The organism is Colwellia sp. 1_MG-2023 (assembly GCF_030546755.1).
In the GTDB taxonomy this organism is placed as follows: domain Bacteria; phylum Pseudomonadota; class Gammaproteobacteria; order Enterobacterales; family Alteromonadaceae; genus Thalassotalea_H.
On sequence record NZ_JAUOPE010000005.1, the window covers coordinates 22,161 to 38,887 of the forward strand.

16 protein-coding genes are annotated in these 16,727 nt (G+C 36.3%); 3 read left to right on the forward strand and 13 right to left on the reverse strand.

What is annotated here, in order from left to right:
• Positions 1–47: 47 nt before the first annotated feature.
• Complete coding sequence (locus Q4493_RS07120) at positions 48–1,553, reverse strand: capsule assembly Wzi family protein (RefSeq protein ID WP_303450848.1); 1,506 nt, start codon at positions 1,551–1,553, stop codon at positions 48–50.
• A gap of 87 nt (positions 1,554–1,640) precedes the next feature.
• Complete coding sequence (locus Q4493_RS07125; RefSeq protein WP_303450851.1) at positions 1,641–2,255, reverse strand: TIGR04211 family SH3 domain-containing protein; 615 nt, start codon at positions 2,253–2,255, stop codon at positions 1,641–1,643.
• 149 nt (positions 2,256–2,404) lie between these two features.
• Between Q4493_RS07125 and Q4493_RS07130 the strand changes: the two genes are divergently transcribed.
• Positions 2,405–3,919 carry a CYTH and CHAD domain-containing protein gene (locus Q4493_RS07130; protein WP_303450853.1) on the forward strand — a complete coding sequence of 505 codons (1,515 nt, stop codon included), beginning with the start codon at positions 2,405–2,407 and terminating at the stop codon, positions 3,917–3,919.
• Between the two features lie 31 nt (positions 3,920–3,950).
• Positions 3,951–4,838 (forward strand): L,D-transpeptidase family protein, encoded by an 888-nt coding sequence (locus Q4493_RS07135; RefSeq protein WP_303450856.1) that lies wholly within the window; start codon positions 3,951–3,953, stop codon positions 4,836–4,838.
• Here the strand turns inward: Q4493_RS07135 and Q4493_RS07140 are convergent.
• The 10 genes from Q4493_RS07140 to Q4493_RS07185 all read right to left on the reverse strand — a co-directional run bounded on the left by Q4493_RS07140 (position 4,827) and on the right by Q4493_RS07185 (position 12,889).
• The gene (locus Q4493_RS07140; protein ID WP_303450858.1) at positions 4,827–5,861 is read right to left on the reverse strand and encodes an HDOD domain-containing protein; all 1,035 of its coding nucleotides are present in this window, start codon (positions 5,859–5,861) and stop codon (positions 4,827–4,829) included. The two genes, Q4493_RS07135 and Q4493_RS07140, sit on opposite strands and share 12 nt — an antisense overlap.
• Before the next feature lie 175 nt (positions 5,862–6,036).
• Positions 6,037–6,276: an LPP leucine zipper domain-containing protein gene (locus tag Q4493_RS07145; protein ID WP_303450861.1), complete on the reverse strand. Its 240-nt coding sequence runs from the start codon at positions 6,274–6,276 to the stop codon at positions 6,037–6,039.
• Between the two features lie 103 nt (positions 6,277–6,379).
• Positions 6,380–6,847 carry a potassium channel family protein gene (locus tag Q4493_RS07150; protein WP_303450863.1) on the reverse strand — a complete coding sequence of 156 codons (468 nt, stop codon included), beginning with the start codon at positions 6,845–6,847 and terminating at the stop codon, positions 6,380–6,382.
• 13 nt (positions 6,848–6,860) lie between these two features.
• A complete protein-coding gene (locus Q4493_RS07155; protein ID WP_303451532.1) occupies positions 6,861–7,184 on the reverse strand; it encodes a hypothetical protein in 324 nt (107 codons plus the stop codon).
• Positions 7,184–7,822: a hypothetical protein gene (locus tag Q4493_RS07160; RefSeq protein ID WP_303450866.1), complete on the reverse strand. Its 639-nt coding sequence runs from the start codon at positions 7,820–7,822 to the stop codon at positions 7,184–7,186. Before Q4493_RS07160 ends, Q4493_RS07155 begins: the two co-directional genes overlap by 1 nt.
• Before the next feature lie 83 nt (positions 7,823–7,905).
• Entirely contained in the window at positions 7,906–8,595 is a 690-nt protein-coding gene (locus tag Q4493_RS07165) for a PspA/IM30 family protein (protein WP_303450868.1), read from the reverse strand.
• Positions 8,596–8,621: 26 nt separating this feature from the next.
• Positions 8,622–9,035: a YjfI family protein gene (locus Q4493_RS07170; RefSeq protein ID WP_303450870.1), complete on the reverse strand. Its 414-nt coding sequence runs from the start codon at positions 9,033–9,035 to the stop codon at positions 8,622–8,624.
• A gap of 153 nt (positions 9,036–9,188) precedes the next feature.
• Positions 9,189–10,931: a polyamine aminopropyltransferase gene (locus Q4493_RS07175; RefSeq protein ID WP_303450873.1), complete on the reverse strand. Its 1,743-nt coding sequence runs from the start codon at positions 10,929–10,931 to the stop codon at positions 9,189–9,191.
• Between the two features lie 54 nt (positions 10,932–10,985).
• On the reverse strand, positions 10,986–11,888 hold the full coding sequence (locus Q4493_RS07180; protein WP_303450875.1) for a DUF350 domain-containing protein: 903 nt from the start codon (positions 11,886–11,888) through the stop codon (positions 10,986–10,988).
• Positions 11,889–11,911: 23 nt separating this feature from the next.
• Entirely contained in the window at positions 11,912–12,889 is a 978-nt protein-coding gene (locus Q4493_RS07185; RefSeq protein ID WP_303450877.1) for a hypothetical protein, read from the reverse strand.
• Between the two features lie 225 nt (positions 12,890–13,114).
• On the opposite strand from Q4493_RS07185, the gene glnE reads away from it, so the two are divergent.
• Positions 13,115–15,997: a bifunctional [glutamate--ammonia ligase]-adenylyl-L-tyrosine phosphorylase/[glutamate--ammonia-ligase] adenylyltransferase gene (glnE, locus tag Q4493_RS07190; RefSeq protein WP_303450879.1), complete on the forward strand. Its 2,883-nt coding sequence runs from the start codon at positions 13,115–13,117 to the stop codon at positions 15,995–15,997.
• Between the two features lie 50 nt (positions 15,998–16,047).
• Here glnE and Q4493_RS07195 read toward each other — a convergent pair whose 3' ends face one another.
• The gene (locus tag Q4493_RS07195) at positions 16,048–16,701 is read right to left on the reverse strand and encodes a TcpQ domain-containing protein (protein ID WP_303450881.1); all 654 of its coding nucleotides are present in this window, start codon (positions 16,699–16,701) and stop codon (positions 16,048–16,050) included.
• Between the last annotated feature and the right edge of the window lie 26 nt (positions 16,702–16,727).

A 16,727-nucleotide genomic window follows, 5' to 3' on the forward strand; every position in this document is an offset into this window, starting at 1 on the left:
AATGAATAGTGGATCATCAATAACAAATATCTTGGATGAAAAACTCATTAAAGATTGTATTCTACAGATAAAAATAAGCTCGCTTTCTTTTTATCAGCAATATCGTTTTTAAACGTTGATTGACTGACATCTACACCAACGGTGTACCGCCAGTTTCGATAACTATGTTGAATTTTTGTGGAAAGCATACTGGTATTTTCAGCAAACTTTGTTAATGGGTTGCCGATAATAAGGCTATCAATATTTTTGTCGCTATTGTCTTTATTTAATTTCAACATACGCAGTTTTAATGTCATACGGGTATTGGTGCTAATGTTCGATATCAGACCAAAGACTAAACTGCTTGCGTCATTATCATAAAGATTTCCTAGTGTACGCTGTTTATAACGCATACCTGTTTGATAAATATGATGTTCATAAAAACAATTGCCGACTTCAATGGTATCTTCATCAACACAGTCTGTGTAGGTATCAGCATATTCTACAAAGAAAGTAGAGCTAGTATCTAACATATTGATACGCACATCCATGCCAACTTGCGACTGTACTTCAGTTAAGAAGCTGAATGAGCTATTGTCATTGCCATCCTCTGCTATGGATTGTCCGTATATACCAAAAGAAGTATCGAATAAATTGAATGAATACCTAAAGTCATAGCCTGCTTGTTGGTTGCCTGGTTCTTGAGAACCGTCGGCCAAACATTCAAGTCCACCAGCACCACAATTATCTTTACCAGTAAATACATTCCAAAAAGTGGAAGAATCTTTTGGCCGGCCTTTACCACCCCATTGGGCTAATCTTGTTATCCCTATTTCTAAGTTTGGTATCGGTATGAAATTGAGTCTAAATCCCCATAATAAAGTGTCTTTAATGACTCGATTATCGTCCATCACTCCCATGAAAGACGTTACTGTCCATGGTATTGAAATATCAGTAAAAGGTATTGACATTGGGGTCGCTGATTTTCTTGAAATCGCGAGTGCAGGAATTGGTTTAGCATTGTTAGTTAAACCTAAATTACTATCCCAACCGGGTCCCCACCACCTGTCTTGCTTGCCAACAGAAACAACCCAGTTTCCCCAAAAACCAGCGAGATAACTGCCATCAAAATGTTTATCATCGTCTATCGTGGGCGATACATTATAGCTAGGAGACAGATTCAAAGCGAATGAGTCACTCATAAAACTATTCTGAATCGTAACACTATTTTTAGCTCTATAGGTGTCGCCAAAACTTGTAAAACGATTATCATCTGTGGCAAAAGTCGCTTTAATCTGTGTTTGACTTCTTTTGGCTAACTTTAATTGGTGTTGGATATAATTAAATGCATCTATTTCAGATTCACTTAATTTGAAGTAAGGGATTTTTTTTAAATCTTGAGCAATATCAAACCACATTAAAGGAAAAGTTGTGACTGGTGTTGTTATATAGCCAGCATCTACTAAATGTTGAATATTCTCCCTTAAATATAAATTTGAGCTATCAATCCAAGGTTCGGCATTTGTAGAAAGACATAAAAAAAGTAATACATATTGGAGTTTAAGGTGTTTCAAAAATTTATAATGTTTCAAAATATAGTATTCAATTGTTTGAGCTGTAGTGAAAAAGTTAAAATGTTTTATAACAAATGGTTAGATTCTTTATTTCCAGCTTTCCATTGAACCTTTTTTACGCGCTGATAATCTAGGTAACACTAATCCTAAAATCAATCCAATGCCTAAAACGATTGCGCCATTAAAAAAGTATTCTTTCTTTAAGTCTAAATCTTGATTAGATAGTTGTGACTCGGTTTGTGCTAGTTGGGTTTTCAATGAGGCGATTTCGCTCGTCAACTGGCCATTTTGGTCTGTTAGTTGAACAATGTTATTATTGGCTTTTGTTAAATCTGAAGTTATTTGTAAGCTACTCTCTTCATTACTGGCAAGCTTACTGTTAAGTTCTGCAATAATTGCTCTAAGTCCTGGTGTGGTGCTAACGTATTTAGATTCAACCCAAGTCTCTCTATTTTTGTTATCAATAATCTTGGTATAGCCATTAGCGCTTTCATTTGCCAGAGATACTTCATCACCCGCATTTATACTGCCCAAAATACGATAATTATTGCCAGGACCTGCGTGCATATATATAAACAAATCATCAGAAATATAGGCGGGAATACGATTTTCTTCTGTTGTTTGTGTAGTTTCTTCTTCTGCATAAGAGATAAAGCTTGAGATAAAAAGCAAACTAGCGAGCAAACATTTTATTAATTTCATTTAGTTACCAAAAATATCTATATTCTAGTTGAAAATATTATGGGTTTGTCGCGACGATAGCAAGCGAAAAATATTGCTTCATTGAAACAGCTTTTGTAAGGTTAAACTTTTATAATAGGTTTATATCGTAAAACACGATAAAGGTAAGTATGGCTACAGAAGTCGAGCTTAAATATTTAACAATAAGTGATGATGTTTCAGAAAAAGTTTTTAGTTTATTAAAAGAGCACGAATTATCGTTTAAACACAGTGTAAAACAATTATCCAATTGTTATTTTGATACACCTGATCTTGACTTACGCCAACTAGATATGGGGCTTAGGATAAGAAGTTGTGGTAGTTATATTGAACAAACGATCAAAACAGCGGGGATTGTCGTTGGTGGCTTACATCAACGCCCAGAATATAACGTTGAATTAACGGCTTCATTTCCTGAACTTGTTTTATTTCCAAAAGAAATTTGGCCCAACACTGATGATGCAAATAAATTACAAGAAAAATTAATCCCTTTATTTAATACCGATTTTACCCGAGAAATCTGGCTAGTCACCCTCGAAAATAGTGTCATTGAATTAGCGTTTGACCGAGGTGACATATCGTCGCAAGGTCGTTCTGTTGAAATATGTGAAATAGAATTAGAGTTAGTTTCTGGCGATAAAGCAGACTTGTTTACGCTGGCTAGGTATTTATTCAGTGTTTTATCGCTAAGACCAGGGACACAAAGTAAAGCCGCCAGAGGCTATCGTTTATTCTTTAACAAACAAAATATTGAAGAATTAGCGCTCGAGTTAGATTTACACAGTTATGCTGAAGATATTGAATCATGTTTTATTGACGGGGTTAGTCATTGCTTACATCAAATGCAAGTGACAGTTGAGCAATATTTAAATGATAAACGCTTGATAAAGCTCGCAGATTTAGTGGAAGTACTCGCTTTGTTAAGACAAGGTTTTTGGTTATTCGATGAAAAGCTAACAGAACAAACTTTATCGATCAGGAACGAATTAAGTTATTTTATTCAATTGTTTGCGTGGGTCGATAGTGCAATATACTTTCGCGAGTTAATGACTAAAACCGGTAATTATCGCAAAAAGTTAGATTATAGTGAAAAGCTGATTGAACAATTAAAGCTAGAGAAACGACGTTTTCCTGATAAAGCGATGATCACTGAATTACTTCACAGCGAGCGATTCAATCTATTACTGTTAGCGCTATTACGTTTTGTTACTAGCAATAGTCCCCAGCAATATTTTGTCAATACCACACAAGAACCTTTAATGCCATTTGCCAAACAAAAGCTATCTGAAAGTTTAGCGTTATTGTCTGATGCTATGTCGACATTAACCTCAATGGACGCCGAAGAATATTTAAATCAACGTAAATTATTACACCGTAGCTTGCTTACAGGTAACTGGTTTGGCTGTTTTTTTGATAAAAAACAACGAAGTGAATATCGTATGCCATTACAAGATATTCAACTTGGCTTGCGTGAACTACAAAGCCTTTGGATTATTAAGCAACAGCTTGAAAAAATCGATTTAATCAATGAACCCAGCAATAAGAAAATTTTAGCTTGGCAAGCAAGCAAAGTTGAAAATTTATTGATAGCTTTAACGCATAGCAAGAACTTAGCATTATCGTTGCCAGCCTACTGGTTAGCCTAATATGTTTTCGTTGTTTAAAATGAAAGTTTGTTTGACGCTTTTATACGTGGGAACACTTTCAGTGAGTGTCGCGAGTGTTTATCAATTACCGAATGAAAATTCACGTTTAATTGGTGAGCAACTCACATATCAAGTGGAGCAGGGTGACTATTTTCAAGCGCTAAGCGAATATCATAATGTGGGCTTTTTAGCGTTAATTGCAGCTAACCCTGAGGTAGATCCTTTTCTTCCTGAAAAAGGTACTTTATTGGAAATACCGAAACAAATGCTGTTACCTTATGCAGAGCGTAAAGGTATTGTAATTAATTTAGCTGAGTTGCGATTATATTATTTTCCGCCTAATGAATCTCTGGTTTATGTTTTTCCTGTAGGTATTGGTCGACAAGGTTTATCAACGCCTAGAGTGATCAGTTATATCGGTGATAAACGTAAAGATCCCACTTGGACACCGCCACAAGAAATGCGAGAGCGATATAAAAAAGAGCATGGCAAAGAAATGGCGAAAGTTATTCCGGCAGGCCCAGATAACCCTTTTGGTAAATATGCACTCAGACTAGCCAGTAGTGAGTACCTTATTCATGGCACCAATAAACGTATGGGAATAGGACTTCGTGCAAGCTCTGGTTGTATTAGAATGTATGCTGAAGACATTGAATGGCTGTATCACAATGTTAACCTTGGTACGCAAGTTCGTATCGTTGAACAACCGATAAAAATGTCTTATGAACCTGATGGTAAAAAGTTGATTGAAGTACACAAACCACTCACTGAAGATGAAAATAAAGAGAAGAATTTTATTACTCCCGCCGTTACTCAATTTCTTAATAATGATGAAAAATTAATTAAGTTAATTAGCCAACAATTACAACACCCTAATGGCTTAGTGTCCGTTTTACCTCGTACTGAGTCACTGCGTTAATATTTGCGCTAACAAGGTTTTAGATTCAGACGAATAAAGTATGGTTTGTGAAATTTCTTTTAATTCATCTTCGGTAATTTTATTTTCTTGAAATAATACATGAAGTTGACTGATGGCATTTGCTTCGAAAGTATACCCTGCTAATGGGAATTTTTTCGTGATGTTAGCAAGTGTTACTTCATCTTTAATAATAAGTTGTAATTTTAACGTATGAGTCACTTTTTCAGGTAATTGCCAAAACTTTGCTATTTGATAGGTGATCCTAGGAGCGTATTTTTTTAATAATGCTTTAAATGCGGCAGAGTCAGGGGTGCAATTAGGGTTTACAAAACTAAAAGCTTGAATTAATAGTTGAAATACAACCATGGCACCTAAATTTAAGATTAAGCCAATTAAATATGCCGTTGCCTTATCTGTTGGTGAATGGCTAATTGAAAGTAAGCTTTGACAATTATTGCCTGTTGATAAGCTATGCAGCCAGATTTTTTCACCGTAATGTTTAAAGTAAACATTGGCGGTAGGTTTCATGCGTTTTAAATAATGAACAATTATCCCTTCACTTAATCCGTTTGCGCCAATTGTCATAAAGGCCGATTTAAGATCAGTGATCTCTCTATTGTGGTGATTGTATTTAGCTGAGTTTGCGAGCTCTATGACTTTAGCCGCCACCATAGGTTCTTTGTTGATGATACTGATGAGTAGCTCAGTATTAAAGTCATCATTTTTTAACTCATCAATCAGAGTTGTTAAAGAAAGGGGCAACACAGGTAAAGACTTCACTAATGCTTTTGGGTGATCAAGCAGTTTTACTATTTCAGATTCTACAAATTGACTTAATTCGTCGTGACTGATGTTATTAATTGTTTGCCCAAATAAGTAGTGAGAAAATTTATCTGATAATTGGTCAAACTGATTGGTTATTTTTATTTCATTGTTTGAAGGGCTAGCGCTAGAGAGGTTTGATACTGTATTAACAACTTCGTCATCATGTTCATTGAGTTGTTTAGAGTCTTCAAAATACAAATAATTGACTGGTTCAGTGCTTTTTTGTTTTGATGAAAATATTAATTTTACTAACCGAAGAAAAATGGCCGTTTCCTCTGCAAAATGCTGAAAATTATTCTGTCTTATCGTTCAATAAACTGAGCTCAAGCTTTGTTATTTTAGCTCAGTTTATTGTTTTTGCTTATTCGTTACATTACTTTTTATAGCTTTTAGCAATATTATCCATACGCTGGCTGTTTTTTTCATTAGCGTCTTTTAGGGTTTTAATTGTCGCTGTATTTTTTGCTTGTTGGGCATTTAACTTAGAAATTTCCATGGTGAGTTTATCAACTTTATTAGAAAGCGTGCTCAGCTGTTGATCCATAGTGTCTGAACTTGCACAACCTGTAACTAATGCAACGAACGATAATGAGAGTAGTGTTTTAGTTAACATAGCGGTTTCCTTGATACTTTTTAGTATTAATTATCAGTAAATTAACTTTAGAGTACGTGATAAGTTTGCTCAATTCAAATACTGATCTGATGAAAAAGTATGACTATTTAGCCTTTACAATAATTTCTTCAACTTTTTCGACTAAGTTATCTATTTTTTTTTCAAGTTTTTTATTATGCTCTAGCAGCTCTTTATTCTGTTTTCTAAGTTCTCTGTTTTTTACATTAGTGTCTGAAAAACCAACAAATTTATTAACAAATTGTGCACCAACAAAACCTACCATACCCACGCCGATATAAAACATTGCAGCAACGATAATACGCCCTGGCAATGTGACTGGATAAAAATCACCAAAGCCGATGGTACTCGCACTCATTTGTAGGGTCCAAAAGGCATCTTTATATGATTTGATATTACTGTGTTCAGAGGAAAATTCGTAGTGATATAAAGGAAATGAAAGTGCTGCAATTATTCCATAAAGAACAACGATGGTAATAAGTAATAAATAAAATGAGTTATAGTTTTTAACACCAAATTCATCGATGGTATAAGATTTTAATGATGGCTTCATAATAGTGGCTTTATTATTTTTGGTTTACGTAGTGAATTAAATCATCCATCAATTTCTTTTTAATTTCCAGTTGTTGTTCAGGCGCTAACTGATATTTTTTACCTAAAGCAACGTAATCTTCGGCAGATAAACTCACGGTCAACCTTGGTCGCTTCGGCTTTTTATTGACTGGTAGACCTAAAATATCTCTTATTTTATCCGAAGGACTTAAGCCAACTTCTAGGGCTTCTTTTCTGATATCTAATTGAATTTTTTCATCCATATCAAACGCAACTTGCGTTGCTTTAGCCGCTTTTACGGAGGACTGCCATTTTTCAGGTATCTTTCTACTCACAATTAACTTCCCGGAAACATGTCGATAATATCAGTTGTTGGACGATATAACGTTAAAAAAACATCAGTGTCACCATCTTGCCAAACTTCTAACTCAATGCCTGCTGATTGCTCTTTATCTAACAGTTGATAAAGTTCAAATTGTTCACCGGCGTCTTTACCTTCATAAGCAGACAAACTTTCGCTACGATGATCTTTTCGGTGAAAATAACCGACGGTTGAAAAAATAGATTGTTGATATTGTTCGCTAGTCCAGCCTTGCGATAAAGCACTATCTGTTTTACGGGTTAAAAAGGCTTGGCCAGGCTCATCAAATATTGTAGAGAATTCATCAAGATCAAATAAAGTCTCTACATCGTCATGTTGAATTTTAAGTAAAAATTTTAGGTAAGTTTTGTCATCAACATCTAACGTTAAATAAAGCTCGGTGTCATCATTGCCAGTGAGCACCCATTCAGTATCAACATGATTTTCATATTCGTAGCTATTAACGCCAGTTACTTGAAATTGTTGATTTCTTAGGTTTTCAGGTAAAGCAAAACTGTCGGTTAAAACAATAATGTCGCCTGTTAATAAATCACTAACGTTATGAACTTGGCGGGCAGTTTCATCTTTTTTGAATATTTTTTTAAAAAAGCTCATGGCTATTCCAATACAATTTATTTCATATAACCGTCTACTGATAAATTATATAGCAGACGGCTAATATCTATGAACAATTAATATTATTTTTGTTTTGCTTTTAAACGCGCTAATACTGAATTCGCATTATTGTCAGTGGCGCCAATCCCGGCTTCTTTTAATTGAGCTTCTAGGGAGCTGTCTGAATTTTCAGACTCTAACACTTCAGCTGCTTTCATTTGGTCATCAAACTTTTGTTGTTTCGCTTTGATGCGCTCTAATGAATCTTTCGCGTTAAGTAACTTAGAATTACTTGACGAAAAGTTATCAGTGATGGCAGATGTGGCTTTTTGTACACTTTCCGTGGTTTTTACCATTGAAAGTTGACGCTTGTATTCTTGTACTTGGCGTTCACTCTTTTTCACTAATTCTTTTAAGCGGTTTGCATTGCCTTCAAAACTATCAAGGGCTTGCTGTTGTGTTGATAATTCACCTTCTAATGTTGAAATTTTCTCAGCTACAGCTAAAGCTAACGCTTCATCACCTTTATCTAAGGCTTGAACCGCATAACCTTCGTGCTCAGTTATCTCACGTTTAATACGGTCAACTTCACGGCTTGATGCCATTTGTTGGGCCATAACGCCGGTTAAATCTCGTTTTGCTTTAGTTAAATGATTTTCTGCGTCACGAATTTCTTGTTCAAAAATTCTCGTCGCGTTTGCATCTACAATGGTTTCGCCAACTTCGGTTGCACCACCACGGATAGCGGTCATAATTTTTTTAAAAATGCTCATAATAATACTCCAAAAAAGGTGGTTGCTTAAACTAAGTAATCGCTCATGTCATCAATCACTTCGATGGCATTGTTATTTAAAACAGCGAGTTCATGTTCGATATCATCAAACGTTGAGCCAATTGATAAAGCACCAAAAATGACATATTTATCGCCAATTTTTGAAAATGAAGAAAGCGGCATAGGGATATTCATCTCTAGCATACTTTCGTGCATCTCAGCTAAACACTCAGGTTTAACTTCTTCTGTGCCCCATAAATAAGTGATGCATAATATTTGATCATCGGTTACTGAAACAAATACTGGTAACTCTTCACGGCCGATAACGGTAATCTGTAGTACGTCAACTTCGCCCGAAATTGGTTGACAGTCAAAAACCATCCCGGTTTCTGAGTTATCTGCCAATGCATTCAAATGGTTAGCAATTTTGTGAATATTCATGTTGTTCCTCATGTTTATCAAAGGGTCGTTGTAAAATGATATTAACCCGACTGACATATTATGTCAGTGTTGTAAATTTAGCACTGTGACATAATATGTCAAGCAGTGAATGATATTTATTTAAAATTATTTCATTCGTACCTAACTGAAATATTATTGAGTATAAGCATTTTCAAGCCCTTGCTGGTTACGCCATGCTTTTTGATGCAGTTGATAAATAGTATGACTGCCCAAGTAATTAATTTGAATTTCTTTTTCAATTTGATAAAAATTTTGTGAGAATTCAAAAGCACCTAATAACATAGGTAAGGTTAACCATTGCTGTTTTACTTGAAATTTATCAAGTGCTTGTAGTCTTGCAAGAGGACTTAAACCTCGCTTAGAAGCTATTGTCCAACCCCATTCTCCAAAACTCGGCACATTGTCGTGATATTGCTGCACATCGGAGAAATCAGCGGCTTTTACAGTTTTCCCTATAGAAATAAATGCTTCTTTAGCATGATATGGGCTAGTCGACTGTATGGCGAGTAATCCATCAGCTGAAAGTAGCTGGTTTAATCGTGCATAAAAATTTACTGAGTAAAGCTTGTTTAAATCTGGATGACTTGGGTCAGGTAAATCAACAATGATACTGTCAAAAGATTTTTGCTGTGTTAGTAAATTATCAATGGCGATAAATGCATCACTATAAATTAATTCTACGTTTGGGTGAGAAAGACTTTGTTGATTCAGCCTACTTATCTTGCGAGCAAGCGGAGCAGGTAATTTATCACTAGGTTGTTTAAACAGCTCAATCAGCTCTTGATCTAAGTCGATTAAAGTCACGTGTTCGGGCTGCCAAGCTAGAACATCTCTTAATGCTAAGCCATCACCACCACCAATAATTAAAATATTCTCTTGTCGGGCAGAGCCAGCAAGTGCAGGAGCAACCAAATAATTATGATAAATATGTTCATCTGATGACGAAAACTGTAATCGTCCATTGAGATAAAAATTAATGATGGGCTGTTGTTCTAACCCCATTTGACGTTCAGTGAAAGTGAGTTGTTGATAACGAGTTTTATCAGTGTAAACCACATTATCTAAATACAATAAATTACTTAATTGCATTAACCAATGATTACCTTGTTGGTAAATGAAAATAATACCAACGAGTAACAAACAATGAAAACCGACTAAAAGCTTACGCCAATGTAGTTGTTGCCAATAACAAAAAATAAAGACAAAACCTGCCACTAAATTTAACGCAGCGGTTAATGCGCTGGCTTTACTGATATCAATAGTTAATAAAAATAGTACCCAAATTGCGGCACCTATACCGGCACCAATATAATCGGCACCGTAAATTGTGCCTAAATTATTGGCTAGATGCTTTTGATGGATCTGCTCTCGGATTTTTGCAATTAACGGAATTTCCATCCCAATAAAAAAGCCTAACAACAAGCCAAAGAAATAGGGGCTATTAAAGGCTAGGTAGCTTAACTGCTTGAAAAATCCTCCGCGGGGCAGAGCGTCCGGAGGAAGTGAGAAAGTGTCGGCAATGATTTGTGGCAGTAGTTGGGTTACGGCAATTAAACTGGCAATAATAATAATTGCCGTGGTACCAAGAAAGGCGATGATTAATTCAAGCCAAACAAAACCGTTAAAAGCACAACTAATTTTTCGGGCGGCAAAAGCACCTAATCCCATTGAGACAATCATTAGTCCTATCATGGTGTAGATAGCACTTTCCATCACACCTAGTATTCTACCGGCGTAATGAGATAATAAATATTCGTAAATTAGCCCACAACCAGCTAGTACTGCCATGGTGACAATAAGCAACAAGTCATGCCAGATTAATGACTTAGTGGTGACTTGTTGCTTATTCAGGTCTGTCGTGTGAGTTTTTTTCACTGATAGTAGTTAAGCATAATAGTTAAGCGTTAATAGTTATATTTATCGTTATATTTAAGCCATCAGTGCCGTTAAAATCAGTGCGATTGAAATACTGATCGCCATTTCAACACTAGCTACACCAATGTTATGCTGTTGATCAACCTCTTCAACTAAATTGATTCCCCATAAAATAATACTTTTAGCGATTGTTGTAAGCAGTGAAACAAGAACAGTCATCACGACACTAAATATTAGCCAAGCAATTAAAGTTGAGCTCAAAGTCTCAGGATTATATTCAAAGAAGTAACTCGCGGCGGTAACGGCTAATGCGGTGCTGATAACTTGCCCTGCATAGCGAATTGCTAAAGCAACCTGACCATTTGCAAAGGCTTCTTGCATACTATCGTTTTGATTGTTTTTAGCATATTGCCGTTCTTTAATACGAGTGACTAACACTAACATGGCTTGTGAAACAACAAAGCCGGCAACAATAGCAACAAAGGTATTTACATCAATACCATTCACCCATAAAAGTACCGCGCGAATAATAATCGCCGTGGCAATTGCCCCCGCTGCATCAACCAAACCAACGGTAATATTGCGGGCTTTAATGTGTTCGTTTTTATCAATTTGATTTAACGCTAAACGGTCGTGAATGAAACGGCCTATTTTAATTAATACTAAGCCGAGGATGCCGTAAGAGAGCATACCAATAATTTCCATCTGATAGCTCGGTGCATTTTCGCCAGTAATCGCGCCCGTTAAAACAATACCTAACGCGGCGATACTTCCCGCTACGCTGATCCCAAAAGCAAAATTGTCTTCATTAGATAATTCATCTGTGGCATTTACTTGTGCCGATAATCCTGAAACAAATTTCATGGCGCCCAGTAAAATAATGGCTATCGTAATGTCGATAGCTAAATAAATAATTAATTCTTGGCTTAAACCGGTTATTTCAAACAATGTATTCATAATATTTCCTTGATCTCTTCTCGTTATTTGCCACGTCTGAAGCTACGAGAAGTGGTGCTTGAACTGTTGCGAAAGCTGGCATTTTTTGATGCGGTAGTTTTTTTTGCGTAACTGCTTTTACTAGAGTTGCTTGAACTAAAACGTTTTGCACTGGTTTGTGCTGTTTTACTTTGTCCAGATAAACTTGAAGAGCCTGTGCGATTTTTGCTGTACGCGCTAGTATATTTTTGTCCTCTGCTCTCAAAAGATTTTCTTGTGCGGTTATCTAGTTGAGTTTGTTTACGTAATTGGCTAGGAGAGCTATAACGTGTTCGGCCATAATCATTATAATAACTATAGTTTCTCCGACTTCCCCAATCATTATAATAAACACGGCGAGAGCCAAATAAGTCGCCCATCATAGAGTACATGCCATACCACGCCCAAAATGACATGCCATTGCTGCCTGTAGTCCACTGTCCATAATTAGGGTTGCCAATCAGTTGTTCACCTGTGCCAAAATCTTGAGCATTATTCGCCTGCAGGCTTTGTGCTTTTGATAATGCATTCACCCTAGGTAATACACCATCGGACATATCGGCAAGTACATTTAAAGGGTCACTTAGTGCGTCTGAATAAAGTACCGGATCTGCGGCTTGATAAATATTGAGTAACTCATCAAAAATTGCTTGGTTATTGGCAAACATATTCGGCTGAGTTTTTACTGTGTTTAATCGCTCTTTAAGTGCTAAAAACATCGGACTTTGCTGAGTCGCATCTTTGGCGAATTCATCGATCAAGGCAGAAAGCTCGGGTTTCGTTGTACGCAATTTACTGGCATATTGCTTAATCAAGTTGGCGTTTCTAATCTGTCCTTGATCTAACGAGTTACCAAGTTGGGTAATCCTTTGCTCAGTAATGGGGATTTGCTGCGTAATTTGTTCTTTTACTGGATCTGAACATCCTACTAAGATCAATAAAAAGCCAAATAGCCATTTTTTATAATGTTGCATTTCTGCCATATGTCCCTCAAAAATGCTATGGTGAAAATTAAAGAGAATAGAATGGCTTATCTTCAATTTAGTTCAACTAAAAATCAGCATTTGCATTCAAATTCTTACCGAATTAAGTATACTAATAACATTGATGACATAATATGTCTATTGATTTGTTAAATCCATCAATTTAGGTTACGCCAGAGCGTATAAGTATATTGCAACGAACAATTTTAGTCAGTCGAGGTTTAAGTGACAACTTTATTTCGTAAACCATTACTTCCTTGTTTAGAAAAACAACAAAATTTGAGTTGGCAACAATTTAGTAGTCAATATCCAGAGCTTGCTCAGTCTTTAACAGAACAAGCAAGCCATCAAGCCTTAGCTGATTTTAAACACGTCATTGCACTTAGTGATTTTGTCTTACGAAGTACCTTGCAAGCACCAGAAATAGTCATTAATTTATTTGTAACAGAAAGCGTCTACCAAAAAACTACGCCTAACTTTTCCGCTTTATTAACGGCGAAATTACATGATTGTCAAACCGAAGAGTCACTGCATCGGCAGTTACGTTTGTTTCGATTAGAACAAATGGTAAGCATAGCTACGGCAGATTTAGTGCTAAACATTCCTTTAGATGATTCGTTAAAACGTTTATCCGAATTGGCTGATGCTTTGATTTTAGGTGCTTTGGCGTGGTTAAGCGATTTTTGCTATCAAAAGTGGGGGAAACCTACTAATAAAGAGGGTGAGATACAACCTTTACTTGTCTATGGTATGGGCAAATTAGGCGGTAAGGAGTTAAACTTTTCATCAGATATTGATCTCATTTTTGTTTACCCTGAAACAGGTGAAACTATCGGAGAGAGACGCAGTATTGATAATCAATTGTTTTTCACACGTTTAGGGCAAAAGTTAATTACCGCTCTTCATCAAAAAACTGAAGATGGTTTTGTTTATCGTGTTGATATGCGATTACGACCCTTTGGAGAAAGTGGTCCTTTAGTCTTAACCTTTAATGCCATGGAAGATTATTATCAAGAACAAGGGCGTGATTGGGAACGATATGCCATGTTGAAAGCCCGCCTTATCGGTGAAGGAAAATACCATGGAAACTTATCCGATTTACTCAGACCTTTTGTTTATCGACGCTATATAGACTTTAGTGTCATTGATAGTTTACGTCGTATGAAAACGATGATTGCTCAAGAAGTGCGACGAAAAAAACTGACCGACAATATAAAACTTGGTGCTGGAGGTATACGCGAAGTTGAATTTATAGTTCAGGTATTTCAGTTAATTCGTGGCGGCAGAATTAAAGATTTACAACAACGAAATTTATTAACGGTGCTACCCATTTTAGTAGAGCATCAAGAAATTTCTAAGTATAGCAAACAAGTACTTGAAAAGGCGTATCGATTTTTAAGGCGTGTTGAAAACATTATTCAAGCATTAGATGATAAACAAACGCAAACTTTGCCGAGTGATGCCTTAGATCAAGCGAGAATTTTACATGTTTTAGGTGACGATGCCTTCCCATCTTGGTCAAGCTTTTTAGCATATTTAGAAAAGTTAATGTCCGCTGTTCATCAAGAATTTATTGTATTAATTGGTGAGGAAAGTCCTAATCATCATATGGAAAATGACCAATGGGTAACCTTGTGGGAAAGTGAATGGCCAGATGAGGAATCGATAGAATGGATTGCCACCAATCAACCCGATTGGCAAGCCGAAAAAACCTGGCAATTACTTGTTGATCTCAAACGTGACTTTAAACAGCGTTCTATTGGGAATAGAGGTCGACAAATTCTCAGTAAGCTTGTGCCGATTCTTATTAGTCATATCGTTAACATTAACGGCAACGAAACGACGCTTGAACGCATCACCTGGCTCTTAACTAAAATAGTCACAAGAACCGCATATTTAGAATTGTTATACGAAAATGAAGGGGCGTTGAAACATTTAGTTAAGCTATGTCAGGCGAGCAGCTGGCTTGCGGAGCATATGGCAAAATATCCTATTTTGTTAGATGAATTAATTGATCCTAAGTTACTCAATAACCCGCCTGAATTATCAAGTTATGCGGCGGATTTACGGCAAGTTTTGTTACGTATTCCAGAAGACGATTTAGAAGCGCAAATGGATATGCTTAGGCAATTTAAACAAGCGCAGCAATTACGTATTGCCGCAGCTGATATTGCCGGCGTTTTACCTATCACCAAAGTGAGTGATCATTTAACGGCGTTAGCTGAAGCGATCATTGGTGAAGTGGTTAATTTGGCTTGGCAGCAAATAAGTGAACGATTTGGCGTGCCTAACAGTTTAGCTGGCACAGATGATAAAGGCTTTGCCGTTATTGGTTATGGAAAAATGGGAGGATTTGAATTGGGGTACTCTTCAGATCTTGATTTGGTTTTTATTCATAATTGTAAACATGATGATCAAACAAACGGTCAAAAACCTGTGATGGCCAGTCAGTTTTATGCAAAGCTTGCTCAACGAATAATGCACATATTTAACACCAGAATGAATAATGGTGTTTTGTATGAATTAGACATGAGATTGCGCCCTTCAGGCAATTCAGGGGTACTTGTAGTCAATATTAATACCTTCGGGCAATATCAACAAGAAGAAGCATGGACATGGGAGCATCAAGCCTTAGTCAGGGCTAGAGCGACTTATGGTAATCAACAAATTGTACAGCAATACAATGATATTCGACGTCAGATTTTAATTCGGTCACGAGACGAAAATAAACTGAAAAAAGAAGTTATCGATATGAGAAATAAGATGCGCGAGCACTTAGATAAATCAACCGATGAATTGTTTGACATTAAACAAGGTCGAGGAGGATTAGTTGATATTGAATTTCTCACGCAATATTTGGTGCTAAATTATAGCGCTAAATATCATGAAATTTGTCAGTATTCCGATAATATTCGAATTTTCACTACACTTGCTAACGTTGGTATTTTAACGTTAGCACAAAAAGAGTTACTCATTGAACATTATTGTCAATTGCGAAACTTTGGTCATAAAACAAGTTTACAAAATGAGTCTGCGATGATGAATGCACAACAATTTGCGCATGATTCAGAGAGAATCACTGAAATTATTCAGCAGTTTTTAGTATAAAAGATAATATGTTTTGACTCATTGCCCGCTTAACTGCAGGTAATGAGTCGTTAACGTTGACGGCTCTTTAACGGTAAAAGTAAACATTCTTCGTCAAGGTAAGAAAGTTCTTTTTCGATTAATACTAAGGTTCGTTGTTTATAACAAAAATAGGACGATAAACCATCTTGAAAATGTCCACCAATCGCTTTACCTACCCAGTAAGCGGTGTGAACAATATCTTTATTAATTCTAAACGGGTCTTTTACCAAAAAATCTCTATCTAGCCACCAAATCACATCTAAACCGTCTTGTTCAGCATATTCGACTAATTTTTGATGTAAGGTTTGCCCTTTTCTAAATGGCCTGTTATCAACAGTGCCACGCCAGTTTCTTAATAAGGGTCTTGTCGTTAAACGTCGAGCTTCTAAAATTTCTACGAGATCGCCTTTTGGCTCAGGCAAGTAAACAATATTATTGCGGATGCGTGGACCATCATCATCACTACCGTGCAAATTAGCATAGAAACGTGATAAACCTTCAGCGGCTGAATTGCTCGTTTTTTTAGTCGCTTTAGGTTTAGCCTTTGGCGTTGCATTTTGATCCGTTGCGTCTGAACTTACTTCTACCGTTTCTGAGAACAACACGTCTTCGTTTGCTACCAGAAAATAAGCAAGTACTAACAGTATAATTAAAAAAACGGCGTTCTTTATCCAAAAAACCATAGGCTAATTCTAATCAAAAAATAAAC